Annotated in this window: 9 protein-coding genes; 7 read left to right on the forward strand and 2 right to left on the reverse strand. The window is 67.5% G+C overall.

The features are described 5' to 3' along the window. Positions 1–75: 75 nt before the first annotated feature. The 6 genes from ACFUEJ_RS15530 to ACFUEJ_RS15555 all read left to right on the forward strand — a co-directional run bounded on the left by ACFUEJ_RS15530 (position 76) and on the right by ACFUEJ_RS15555 (position 7,598). Positions 76–648 (forward strand): GNAT family N-acetyltransferase, encoded by a 573-nt coding sequence (locus tag ACFUEJ_RS15530; protein WP_388030393.1) that lies wholly within the window; start codon positions 76–78, stop codon positions 646–648. Between the two features lie 60 nt (positions 649–708). After that, complete coding sequence (gene polA / locus ACFUEJ_RS15535; RefSeq protein WP_388030396.1) at positions 709–3,489, forward strand: DNA polymerase I; 2,781 nt, start codon at positions 709–711, stop codon at positions 3,487–3,489. Next, on the forward strand, positions 3,489–4,574 hold the full coding sequence (locus ACFUEJ_RS15540) for an isocitrate/isopropylmalate dehydrogenase family protein (RefSeq protein WP_165629949.1): 1,086 nt from the start codon (positions 3,489–3,491) through the stop codon (positions 4,572–4,574). Before polA ends, ACFUEJ_RS15540 begins: the two co-directional genes overlap by 1 nt. Before the next feature lie 357 nt (positions 4,575–4,931). Continuing rightward, positions 4,932–5,831, forward strand: coding sequence for an ABC transporter substrate-binding protein (locus tag ACFUEJ_RS15545; protein WP_165629950.1), 900 nt, complete (start codon positions 4,932–4,934; stop codon positions 5,829–5,831). Between the two features lies 1 nt (position 5,832). Next, positions 5,833–6,795, forward strand: coding sequence for an amino acid ABC transporter permease (locus ACFUEJ_RS15550; RefSeq protein ID WP_165629951.1), 963 nt, complete (start codon positions 5,833–5,835; stop codon positions 6,793–6,795). Next, on the forward strand, positions 6,792–7,598 hold the full coding sequence (locus ACFUEJ_RS15555) for an amino acid ABC transporter ATP-binding protein (RefSeq protein ID WP_272498183.1): 807 nt from the start codon (positions 6,792–6,794) through the stop codon (positions 7,596–7,598). The genes ACFUEJ_RS15550 and ACFUEJ_RS15555 overlap by 4 nt, the downstream gene beginning before the upstream one ends. 6 nt (positions 7,599–7,604) lie before the next feature. Here ACFUEJ_RS15555 and ACFUEJ_RS15560 read toward each other — a convergent pair whose 3' ends face one another. Further along, complete coding sequence (locus ACFUEJ_RS15560; RefSeq protein WP_165629952.1) at positions 7,605–8,468, reverse strand: class I SAM-dependent methyltransferase; 864 nt, start codon at positions 8,466–8,468, stop codon at positions 7,605–7,607. A 44-nt stretch (positions 8,469–8,512) separates the two neighbouring features. On the opposite strand from ACFUEJ_RS15560, the gene ACFUEJ_RS15565 reads away from it, so the two are divergent. After that, positions 8,513–11,500: a BTAD domain-containing putative transcriptional regulator gene (locus tag ACFUEJ_RS15565; RefSeq protein ID WP_242697076.1), complete on the forward strand. Its 2,988-nt coding sequence runs from the start codon at positions 8,513–8,515 to the stop codon at positions 11,498–11,500. Here ACFUEJ_RS15565 and ACFUEJ_RS15570 read toward each other — a convergent pair. Further along, on the reverse strand, positions 11,450–12,544 hold the full coding sequence (locus ACFUEJ_RS15570; RefSeq protein ID WP_388030404.1) for a class I SAM-dependent methyltransferase: 1,095 nt from the start codon (positions 12,542–12,544) through the stop codon (positions 11,450–11,452). The two genes, ACFUEJ_RS15565 and ACFUEJ_RS15570, sit on opposite strands and share 51 nt — an antisense overlap. Between the last annotated feature and the right edge of the window lie 401 nt (positions 12,545–12,945).

The raw sequence follows: 12,945 nt of genomic DNA on the forward strand, positions 1-12,945 counted from the left end.
CTTCTCCTCGACGCTGCCCAGTCGGGAAGTCGCGATGTACTGTCGGAGACCCGATCCGGGTCGTACGCTGGTCCGATGGTCCCGGTCAGCGTGTCCACCACCACAGACGTCGAACTCGCCGCTTCGTTACTAGCACAGGCCTTCGCCGACGACCCGGTGACGGTCTGGATGCAGCCCGACACGGCGCGGCACCTCATCATGTTCCGCACCCTGCTCAAGTACAGCCACGGCCCGAATTCGACGCTCGATCTCGCGATGCGTGACGGGCAACCGGTCGGTGCCGCCGCCTGGGATCCCCCGGGCCACAAGGTCTCGGCCCTGTCGCAGATGGTGTCGATGGTCGGCTTCTTCCGGGCGATGGGCTCGCGGATGAGCCGCGGGATGAAGCTCGAGGAGGAGTTCGGCAAACGACGTCCCAAGGAGCCGCACTGGTACCTCGGTCAGATCGGGGCGCCGGTGCACGGGATAGGAGTGGGCACCTCCCTGCTGGGGCACCGACTCGAGCAGATCGACGGGCCCGCCTATCTCGAGTGCTCGAACGTCCGCAACGTGCCCCTCTACGAGCGTTTCGGGTTCAGCGTGACCGAGGAGTTCGAACTGCCGCTCGACGGCCCCAAGGTGTGGTCCATGTACCGGCCCCTCCCGTGAGAGGCCGAGTGTGAGGAGTCCGGCAGGCTGTGTCGGGGGCGGTCACTAGACTCGGCGATTGTGAGTCCAGCGCAGAGTTCCCCGGCAACGACCCCAGCCAAGGCCACCGGATCGACGGGCAAGGCGGCACCCGGCGCCAAGGGCAAGACCAAGCAGCCGGTGTTGATGCTGCTCGACGGGCACTCCCTGGCGTACCGGGCGTTCTTCGCGCTCCCGGCGGAGAACTTCAAAACCCATTCGGGGCAGACGACCAACGCCGTCTACGGCTTCACCTCGATGCTCATCAACCTGCTGCGCGATGAGGAGCCCACGCACATCGCCGCGGCCTTCGACGTCTCACGCAAGACGTTCCGGTCGGAGATGTATCCGGAGTACAAGGCGCAGCGGTCCAAATCCCCGGACGAGTTCAACGGCCAGGTCGATCTCACCAAAGAGGTCCTGGACGCGCTGGGTGTCTCGGTGCTGGCCATCGAGGGTTACGAGGCCGACGACATCATCGCGACCTTGGCGACGCGGGCCCGGGAGGACGGATACAAGGTCCTGATCGTCACCGGCGACCGCGACTCGCTGCAGCTCGTCGACGCCTCCACCACGGTGCTCTATCCGCGCAAAGGCGTGTCGGACCTCACGCGGTTCACGCCCGAGGAGGTCGAGAAGAAGTACGGTCTCACTCCCACCCAGTACCCCGATTACGCCGCGCTGCGCGGTGACCCCAGCGACAACCTGCCGGGTATACCCGGAGTCGGGGAGAAGACCGCCTCGAAGTGGATCCGCGAGTACGGGTCGCTCGCGGCCCTCGTCGATCACGTCGACGAGGTCAAGGGCAAGGTCGGCGACGCATTGCGCGCTCATCTGGCGTCGGTACAGACCAACCGACAGCTCACCGAGCTCGTCCGGGACATGCAGCTGCCGACGTCCCCCGACGACCTGGCCATGGTCGGGTGGGACCGGGACCGCATCCACCAGCTGTTCGACGACCTGGAATTCCGGGTCTTGCGAGACCGTCTCTTCTCGACGTTGAGTTCGGTCGAACCCGAGGCGGAAGCAGGTTTCGATCTCGACGGTGCGGTCCTGGGTGCCGGTGAGGTCGCCGGATGGCTGACCGAGCATGCGCGCACCGGTCGCGTCGGTCTCGCCGTCACCGCCCCGCATGTCGTGGTCGGGGCGGACCCGACCGGGGTGGCGGTCGCGGCCGCTGATGGGACCTCCGCCTATGTCGATGTGACCGCGCTGAATCCCGAAGACGAGGCGGCACTGGGGGATTGGTTCGCCGACCCGTCCGCGCCGAAGGCGGTCCACGAGGCGAAATGGGCCGTACACGCGCTGCGCTCACGCGGCTGGAAGCTCGACGGTGTCACCAGCGACACCTCGCTCGCGGCCTACCTGGTCCGACCGGGACAACGGACGTTCAACCTCGACGACCTCGCGCTGCGCTACCTGCGTCGTGAACTGCGCGCCGACGGCGGCCCGGGCGACGGCCAGATGTCGTTGCTCGACGACGATTCGGACGGGCGGGTGGCCGAACAGCACATGCTCGAGGCGCGGGCGGTCCAGGAACTCGCCGACACGCTCGACACGGAACTGGACCGGATCGACTCCAAACCGCTGCTCACCGAGATGGAACTGCCGCTGTCGTTCGTGCTCGCCGATGCCGAGGCCGCGGGCATCGCCGTCGACGTCGACCATTTCGGTGCCCTCGAGCGGATGTTCGCCGACCGGATCCGCGCCGCGGCCGAGGCGGCCTACGAGGTCATCGGAGAACAGATCAACCTCGGTTCGCCGAAGCAGTTGCAGACCATTCTCTTCGACAAGCTGGACATGCCGAAGACGAAGAAGACCAAGACCGGCTACACCACCGACGCCGACGCGTTGCAGTCGTTGTACGAGAAGACCGAGCATCCCTTTCTCGCACACCTCCTCGAGCACCGCGACGCGACGCGGCTGAAGGTCACTGTCGACGGGCTGCTGAAGTCGGTCGCGGACGACGGACGTATTCACACGACGTTCAATCAGACGATCGCCGCGACGGGACGCCTCTCGTCCACCGAACCGAATCTGCAGAACATCCCGGTGCGTACCGAGGCGGGCCGCGAGATCAGGCGGGGCTTCATCGTCGGCGCCGACACCGCGACCGGTGTGCCCTACGACTGCCTCATGACCGCCGACTACAGCCAGATCGAGATGCGGATCATGGCACACCTGTCGGAGGACGCCGGCCTCATCGAGGCCTTCAACACCGGGGAAGACCTCCACAACTTCGTCGGGTCACGGGCCTTCGGGGTGCCGATCGACGAGGTCACCACCGAGATGCGTCACCGGGTGAAGGCCATGTCGTACGGACTCGCGTACGGGCTCAGCGCATTCGGGCTCGCCGCCCAGCTCAAGATCAGCCGCGACGAGGCCAAGGAGCAGATGGAGGCGTACTTCGCGCGGTTCGGCGGGGTGCGCGATTATCTGCACGACGTGGTCGCCGAGGCCCGCCGAAACGAGTACACCGCAACACTGTTCGGTCGCCGGCGGTATCTGCCCGATCTGAACAGCGACAACTGGCAGCGCCGGCAGTCCGCCGAACGGATGGCGCTCAACGCTCCCATCCAGGGCACCGCCGCCGACATCATCAAGGTCGCGATGATCAACGTCCACAAGCGCCTCGCAGCTGAAGGGCTCACGTCGCGAACACTTCTCCAGGTCCACGACGAACTCGTGATCGAGGTCGCCTCGGGTGAGCGGGAGGCCGTCGAAGCCGTTGTCCGGGAGGAGATGGGCAATGCCATCACCTTGTCCGTCCCGCTGGAGGTGTCGGTCGGGTTCGGACGCTCCTGGGACGACGCAGCTCACTGATGGGTGACCGGGACAGAGAGTTCGGAGTCCTCGTCGGGGACGGGATCGGACCCGAGATCGTGCCGGCGGCGGTGACGATCGCCGAGGCTGCCGCTCGTGCGGAATCGATCGAGATCAGTTGGCAGCACTTACCTTTCGGGCTGTCTGCGATCACCTCGCACGGCGATCCGGTGCCGGCGGAGACGCTGACGGCCCTCGACGAGCTCGGCTTCTGGATCGTCGGCCCCCACGACTCGGCGGCGTACCCGCCGGGTCATGGGGACCGCACGCCGGGAGCGGTCCTGCGAACCCGGTACGACCTGTTCGCCAATCTCCGTCCCGCCCGGGCATTTCCGGGTGTTCCGGCGCTCCGGCCGGACATGGACGTCCTGGTCGTGCGGGAGAATTCCGAGGGCTTCTACGCCGATCGCAACATGGCGGTCGGCAGCGGCGAATTCATGCCGACACCCGACGTGGCACTGGCGGTCGGGCTCGTCACACGCGCGGCGTCGGAGCGAATCGCGCGAGTCGCATGCGCCGCCGCGATCGAGCGTGCGGGTTCCGACCGGCAGCCGCGGTTGACCATCGTGCACAAGGCGAACGTCCTGCGCATGACCACCGGCCTGTTCCGGGATGCATGCCGCGACATCGCCGCCGGGTTCCCCGAGATCGAGGTGTCCGAGCAACACGTCGATGCCATGGCGGCCCTGCTGGTTCGGCGTCCCGCGGACTTCGACGTCCTCGTCACCGAGAACCTCTTCGGCGACGTGCTGTCCGACCTCGCCGGCGAGCTCGCCGGTTCGCTGGGCATCGCCGGTTCGGTCAACAGCTCGGAGTCCCGCGTGATGGCGCAGGCGTCGCACGGTGCCGCACCCGACATCGCCGGGCGCGGCATCGCGAACCCGGTCGCGATGATCGCCTCTGTGGCAATGGGTTTTCAGAGGTACGGGCAGATGACCGACGACGCGGCCCTCGTCGCGGCCGGTGCCCGGATCGACTCGGCGGTTGCCGAGACGCTCGCGCACACCGCGACCCGCGACCTGGGGGGCGAGGTGACCACCGCCGAGTTCGCGGACGCGGTGGTCCGGCGGATCGTCGAGGGGTGAGCTCTGCGAGCGGACTACGAAAAAATTCGTTGTGCTCGGAGCGGGTCCGATTACTGCTCCCTGAGGGGGCCGGAGCTTGCGGAGGCCGTCACGAAGGGTCTTGGTGAGATGCGTCGCCAACCCTTCGTGGCTCGTCGCTTGCGCTCCTCGCACCTCAGGGAGCAGAGGGGGGCATTCGCTTGCACAACATAGACCAGCGGTTTGTTGTTCTTTCGTTTTGGGAGCAATGGTTTGCGGGACTCTCGGATTGAGGGAGCGGAAACAGGCGCGCACACGCGTGAACGGTGGGTGGCGAGCCGGGGCGCGGCGGGCGAACTACAGTGAGTTGGTGCGATCGGCCGGACGAAGGGTAGTGGTGTGACGCGGGTGGCTCGTTGGCTCGGCGTCCTGCTCGCCGTCCTCGTCGTCGTGACCGGATGCGTGGACAACGAGGCGCGGGAGCGCGCCGGTCAGGTCGTGCCGATCGACGTCGACGTCGCGACGGTGCCGGAGATCGCCGCGCTGGTCCCACCGGAGATCGCGCGCACTGGACGCCTGATCGTCGGGGTCAACATCCCGTACCAGCCGAATGAGTTCAAGGACGCATCGGGAAGGATCATCGGCTACGACGTCGACCTGATGAACGCCGTCGGCAAGGTGCTCGGACTCGTTCCTGATTACAAGGAGTCCCAGTTCGACACCATCATCCCCTCGGTGCAGGCCGGGACCTACCAGCTGGGGATGTCCTCGTTCACCGACACCCTCGAGCGCGAGAAGCAGGTCGACTTCGTGACCTACTACAGCGCGGGCGTGCAGTGGGCGCAGGCGAGCGACAACGACGACGAGATCGACCCCGACAACGCCTGCGGGCTCCGGGTCGCGGTGCAGACCACCACCTACGAGGACACCGACGAGGTTCCCGCCAAGAGCGCGGCGTGTGTCGCTGCGGGGAAACCGGCGATCGACAAGGTCCGGTTCGACAGCCAGGACGAGGCCGTCAACGCACTGATCCTGGGTCGGGTGGACGCGATGTCGGCCGACTCGCCGGTCACGGCCTATGCGATCAAACGCACCGACGATCGTCTGAAGCCCGCCGGCGGGGTCTTCGACTCCGCGCCGTACGGGTGGCCGGTGCGGAAGGGCTCACCGCTCGCGCCCGCACTGCAGCGGGCCGTGCAGTACCTGATGGACAACGGACAGTACGAAGAGATCGCGGCCAACTGGGGCCTCGAGGAGGGCATGATCGATGTCTCCGTCATCAACGGCGCGGTGAGCTGACATGACGTCACCGCACAGCACCGCCGCCTCCCCGCCGGGCGAACCCGAACCGATCCAGGCGGTTCCGCTCCGTCGTCCCGGACAGTGGGTCGCGGCGGTGATCATCGTCGTGTTGGGCGCACTGTTCATCTACGGTGCCGCCACCAACGAGGCCTACAGCTGGGGCACGTACGGCAACTATCTCTTCGACTCGCGCATCCTGTCGGGGGTCGGTTACACCCTCGCTTTGACCCTGCTGTCGATGGCCATCGCCATCGTGCTCGGCGTCGTCCTCGCGATCATGCGGTTGAGCCCGAACCCGGTGTTGCGCGGCACATCGTGGGTGTATCTGTGGATCTTCCGCGGCACCCCCGTGTATGTGCAGCTGGTCTTCTGGGGCCTGTTCCCGGCGATCTACAAGCAGATCGACCTCGGCATACCGTTCGTGCACCAGTTCGTGTCGCTCGACATCCAGACGCTCAACGCCGCGTTCCTCTTCGCGGTCATCGGACTCGGCCTGAACGAGGCCGCGTACATGGCCGAGATCGTCCGCGCGGGTGTGTCCTCGGTCGGTGAGGGGCAGACCGAGGCGTCGGTGGCACTGGGTATGTCGTGGGCGCAGACCATGCGACGAACGGTGCTGCCCCAGGCCATGCGGGTGATCATCCCGCCCACCGGCAACGAGCTGATCAGCATGCTCAAGACCACGAGCCTGGTGGCGGCGGTGCCGCTCACCCTCGACCTCTACGGACGTCAGCGGGACATCTCGGGCGTGATCTTCGAGCCGATCCCGCTGCTTCTCGTCGCGTCCACGTGGTACCTCGTCATCACCAGTGTCCTGATGGTGGGCCAGTACTACGTGGAGCGCTACTACGCGAAGGGCGCGACCCGGCAGCTCACGGCGCGGCAACTCAAGACGATGGCCGACGGCGCGGCCACGGCGCCCGGCGGCGCCGCCGGGCCGGCAGGGGGAGAGAAGGCATGAGTCCCGCAGAAGACACGGCCGCACCGGCCGCCGGCGGATCGCCGCCGCCGATGGTGGTGGCCGACCGGGTCTGCAAGAGCTTCGGTTCGGTCCAGGTCCTCAAGGGGATCTCGCTGGAGGTGGCGCGCGGCGAGGTGCTGTGTCTCATCGGTCCGTCGGGATCGGGGAAGTCCACGTTTCTCCGCTGTGTGAACCACCTCGAAGTCGTCAACGCCGGCCGGCTCTACGTCGACGGTGATCTGATCGGCTACCGGGAACGCAACGGCAAGCTCCACGAGATGAGTGCCAAGGACGCGGCGACCCAGCGACGCGACATCGGCATGGTGTTCCAGCATTTCAATCTGTTCCCGCATCGCACGGCCCTCGAGAACGTGATCGAGGCGCCGATGCAGGTGAAGCGTCAGTCGCGTTCGGAGGCGGTCGACAAAGCCCGCTACCTGCTGGACCGGGTCGGCCTGTCCGACCGGGCCGACGCCTATCCGGCCCAGCTGTCGGGTGGCCAGCAGCAGCGTGTCGCCATCGCGCGTGCGCTCGCGATGGACCCCAAACTCATGTTGTTCGACGAACCCACCTCGGCGCTCGACCCCGAACTCGTCGGTGATGTCCTGAAGGTGATGCGTGAGCTGGCTGCGTCGGGCATGACCATGCTGGTCGTCACGCACGAGATGGGGTTTGCCCGGGAGGTCGCCGACCAGCTCGTGTTCATGGACGGCGGCGTCGTCGTGGAGAAGGGGAACCCTCGTCAGGTCCTCGCCGATCCGAGAGAACAGCGCACCCGGGAGTTCTTGTCGAAGCTGCTGTGAGCGCCGCTAGTCGGGCTTGTGGCTGCAGAAGATGGCTGTTCCCGGGAAGTAGCTGCCGCGCAACGGGCTCCATTGCCCCCAGGTGCGGTCGAAACCGTCCGGCCACTCGGGTTCGATGATGTCGTCGAGAACGAACCCGGCGGCCCGGAGTTCGCGAACACGGTCACCGATGGTGCGGTGGTGCTCGACGTAGGTCAACGTTCCGTCGGCATCGGTCTCGGTGTACGGCGTGCGGTTGAAATAGGGGATCCGTACGGTCAGGCCCTCCGGCCCGGGATCGTCGAGGAACATCCAGCGCATCGGGTGATTGACGGCGAAAACCCAACGCCCACCGGGTTTCAGGACCCGTGCGACCTCGCTCATCACGCCGGCCGAGTCGGCGACGAACGGTACCGCGCCGAAGGCCGAACACGCGGCGTCGAACGACGCGGACGCGAAGGGCAGGGTCTCGGCGGTCGCCTGGACGAGCGGGACCCGCACGCCTTCCGCCGCCATCGCGTCGAGTCCGATGCCCAGCATCCGCCGCGACAGGTCGACGCCGACTGCGCGCGCGCCGTGCGCGGCCAGCCACCGGGCACAGGGCGCCGAACCGCAGCCGATTTCGAGGATGTCCTGGTCCTCGATGTCCCCCAGGAGCCCGACATCGGCCTCGCGTAAACCCTCCGGACACCATACGAAATCCCCGCCTGCGGCATGGGCACCGAGAAAGTCGCCGTGCTCGACGTGATAGTTCTCCGCGTCGTGATCCCACCACCACCGGCTGGCACGGTCGCTGGTCGCGGAGTCCACGTCGCCGAGGATCCTCGGGGGACGGCTCGACCCCGGGCCGTTCGATGTCGTTTGTTCGGATTCCGCCTGGTTGGGGGACATCCTGCGATGATAAGGCCATGGTCTGTCTCACTCTGCTGGGTCCGGTGGACACACCGGATGACGCGGGTGTGTCCCGACCGCAGTTCGGCACGCCTCGCCTCCGCTGTCTGCTCGCCGCCCTGGCATCGCGCGCGAATGCGGTTGCCGATGTGGACTGGCTGACCGACATCCTGTGGCCCGACGCGCCGCCGGCCACCCCGGAGTCGGCCCTGCACAACCTCGTCTTCCGACTACGAACCACCTTGCGGCGACGTCAGGTCGACGGCCGTCTGCGAGTCGTCACGACCGCGCCCGGGTACACGCTCATCGTCGATCGGACCGATGTCGACGCACTGCTCTTCGACGACACCGTGGCACGGGCCGTCGCCGTCGTCGATGCCGAGCCCCAGCTGGCTGTCGATCTGCTCGACCAGGCCGAGAGTCTGTGGCATGGAACGCCATACGGCGAGTTCGCCGACTGTGCCTGGGCGCAGCCGGAGGTCGGGGCGCTCCTCGAACGGCGTGTCCTGGCCGCGGAGACAGCTGCCGATGCCCTGGTCACCCTCGGCCGTCCGGAAGACGCCTATGTCCGGTTGCTGCCCTTCGTCGATGATCATCCCTATCGCGAGGGGCTCCACCTCCGGGTCATGGCGGCGCTGTGGCGGACGGATCGTGCGGCCGAGGCGCTCGATGCCTACCAACGGTTGCGTCGACGCCTCGCGGAGGATCTCGGCACGGACCCGGCCCCGTCGGTCCGCGAGCTGCATGCCCGCATCCTCGACGGGGACCCGCCGCCGCGCCGCGTCCGCGGGGATCGGCGGCCGGCCGGAACAGTCGCGGTACCACATACCGAAATCGGCGCGGCGAACCATGATTCGGGCCAGCTGATAGGCCGGGATGCCGACCTGACGGGCCTGACGGCAACCGTGCGGGGACGCGGGGTCGTCACGGTCCTCGGCCCCGGTGGTGTCGGCAAGACGGCGCTTGTCCGGCACCATGTCCGGTCGGCGAGTGACCGTCCCGTCTGGTTCGCCGAACTGGCAGCGGTCGCGAGCCGCGACGCGGTGGTGCACCTGGTGGCTTCGGCGACGGGCCTGTCGATGCGTCGCGATGTCGCGGCCCTGGACGCACTCACCGGCGCGCTGACCGGTCGACGCGGACTGCTCGTGCTCGACAATTGTGAGCACGTCCTCGAGGCAGCGGTCGAACTCGTTGTCGCGCTGCAGGATCGGTGCCCCGATATCACGGTGCTCGCGACCTCACGGGTGCCGCTGGGAATTGCCGCCGAACAGATCTTCTCCCTCGATCCACTTCCGGTGCCGGACGTGGACGCGGCGCCCGCCGCCATCGAGTCGTCGGATGCCGTCCGGCTGTTCTGTGTCCGTGCCCGGGCACGCGATCCGCGCTTCGAGCTGAACGAAGCAACTGCGCCGGCGATCGCGGAGATCTGCCGACGGCTCGACGGCCTGCCGCTCGGTGTCGAGCTCGCGGCGACGAAGGCGCGGGCGATACCCCCGGCAGTGCTCGTCGACCGACTGCACTGGCGTTTCCGGGTCCTGCGCGGTCCGCGCGGGATCGCGCCCCGGCACCGGAGCCTGCACGCTCTCGTCGACTGGTCCTATGGACTGCTGAGCGACCCGGCGCGTGGTCTGTTCGACGTCCTCAGCATCTTCCCCTCCCGGTTCGGCCTCGACGATGCGGAGTTCCTGGCCGCGGCGACGGGAGTGCTGGACCGCGAAGACGTGGCCGATGCGATGGCCGAACTGGTCGACGCGTGCATGGTGTCGGTCGATCCGGGGGGTTACCTCCTCTTGGAGACGTTGCGTGCCTTCGGTATTGATGCACTGGCAAGTCGGGACGCCCTCGACGGTGCGCGGTGCGCGCACACTGCGTGGGTCGCGGACTGGCTGGGTCCGTTGGGGTGCGAGGTCTACGGTCGCGGACACCTCGACGCCGCGCGCCTGGTCGATGCACGGCTCGACGATGTGCGGCAGGCGATCGATCATGCGAGTGCTCACGACCCCGCTCTCGCCGACACGATCCTGCAGGGGTCGATTCCTTTCCTCGAACTGACCATGAGTCCGGAGGTCACCGCATGGGCGCGGATGCTCATCGACCGTCACGACGACTCGTCGCTCGGGTCCGCGGTGTGGGCGGTGTCGGCCGGCGGCGCCCGCTTCGACGGCGACCTGCCGACCGCGCGGCGGTGCACGCGCCGGGGCCTCGACGCCGGCCCCGACCCGTCGGTCCGCGTCTACCTCCACATGATGCTCGTGGACATCGGGCTGTTCCAGGGGGATCTCGACGCTGCGCTCGACGACGCGCGGACGTTCCGCGAACTCGCACTGGCGGCCGGCATGCCGGGGGCGGCGCACATGGCCGACATCAGTGCACTGCTCATCCGTGCCTACCGCGGCGAGGACGCGTACCCGGCCGCGCGGTCCCTCGAGATCGCCTGTGCCACATCAGGTGAAGACGTTGTCGCGGCCTGGTGTCGCTATGTGTCCGGCGAGTGTCTGCTCGACGCCGATCCCGGGCGGGCGCGGCAACTCCTCGAGGGTGCCATCGAGTCCGCGCGCCGACACGGTGACCGGTACCTACTGGGGGTGGCGATGGCGTCGCGGGCGTCGATCGAGGCCCGTTCCGGCGCAACCGACGCCGCCGCCCGGTCGTACGTGGAGGTGCTCGAGCATTTTCGGCAAGCGGGAAACTGGACGAATCAGTGGGTGACCCTGCGCTCGGTGATCGACGTCCTGGTCGATCTCGGGCGGTGCGAACAGGCGGCTCTGATCCTCGGTGCCATCCGGCGAGCACACGAGGCGGCCGGGTCCGATCCGTTCGGGAACGACGTCGAGCGACTCGGTTCCGTCGAGAATCGAATCCAAGCCGCGCTGGGCGAGGCGGTGACGGACGATCTCGTCGCGACCGGTGCCGCCATGGCTGCGTCCGATGTCGTCGACGTCGCCGTCACCTCGTTGCGCGCCGGGCGCGCACCGACGGGGTCAGGTCGTCAGCTCGTAGAAGCGGAAGAAGCTGAAATCCTCGATGGGTAGGACCGTCACGTCGGCGTAACCCGCGTCGTGCGCGTACCGACGCAGCGTCGACGGTCGGAACACCGTGCCGGTGGCCGCGGACGGTGGTGAACTCATCGAGTCCGGCAGACACACCAGCAACGAGAACCCGTACATGATCTTGTCGAGATCGTCTGCGGGACCGTCGAACTCGTCGGATACGGCTTCATCCATGACGATCAGGGAAGCTCCGGGCGCCAGTGCACGCCGGACCGCGGCGAGGACCTCGACCGGCCGCGGCATGTCGTGTAGGCACTCGAACGCGAAGGCGGCGTCGAACGGGCCGTGCGCCGCGGCCTCGTCGCCGTCGGCGACGCGGAATGTCACGCGGTCGGTGACACCCGCCGCCTCGGCATGCGCGCGGGCCATCCGTACCGACGCCTCGTCGACGTCGAACCCGATGAAGGTGGCCTCCGGGTAGGCCCGCGCGAGTGCGATGGTCGAGTGGCCCGCTCCGAACCCGACGTCGGCGATCCGCGCCCCGGGCCGCGACAACCGCTCGTGCAGGGCTTCGACGCCGGCCAGCGCCGGCGCGAGGCGCGCGTCGAACCAGGGCCGATTGAGATCTGCCTGGCACTCCCGCGCGTCGGCGCCGAGGGTCTCCCAGCTCACGCCCCCACCGTTCCGGTAGGCATCGAGCAACTCCGGCAGATGGCGTGCCGACGCCGCGAACATACGCGGGAGGGCGCCGAGATACGACAGGCTCGTGGTGTCGGTGAGTACCTCGGCGACGCCCGGTGAGATGGCGAAGGTGTGCGGCTGGGTGGTCAGGTCGGCGTCGAGAATGCCGAAAGCGCTCTGCATCTCCAGCCATTCGCGGGCATAGCGCGCGTTGGTGCCGGTTCGCTCGGCCAGTCCGTCGGCGGTGAGCGGTCCCGATTCGGCCAGGCATCGGTACCACCCGAGGCGCTCGCCCAGGTACACGCTCAATGTCTCGGCGGTGGCAAGTGTCGAACCGAACAGTCGTTCGGCGAACTCGTCGGCGCTCGGTGCGGGTCGGTCGGTGGGGTTCATTGTCTCGGTCATGGACTGATCATGGCAACGGTGCCTCTCACGTCACTCTCACGTCGGTCACAACAGTTGACTACCAGTCCTCTGGGTACGGACGTCTTCCCGGGAAACATTCCAGAAGGTATGGAAAAAATGGTTCACCGGCCGACGTCCTCACTGGGCCGGATGCACCCGATTCGCGTTCGACGCTCATCGACTTTTTCGGACCGCGACCCGAAACGGATTGGTACGCAACGCTAGACATCTCAGTGATCTAACTCACGGGGGCAAAATGCACTGTTCATACTGTCGCGATTGCGACCCCATCAAATCTGTGCCAAGCTGTATTCAGCGATGCCCGGGGGGAAACCTTTCCGGGGGGATGGGTTCCGGCGTCGCATCGGCCCCGATTTTCGAGGGCTTCATGCGCAACTCAT

It is taken from the genome of Gordonia sp. NPDC057258, from assembly GCF_042668985.1.
In the GTDB taxonomy this organism is placed as follows: domain Bacteria; phylum Actinomycetota; class Actinomycetes; order Mycobacteriales; family Mycobacteriaceae; genus Gordonia; species Gordonia hongkongensis.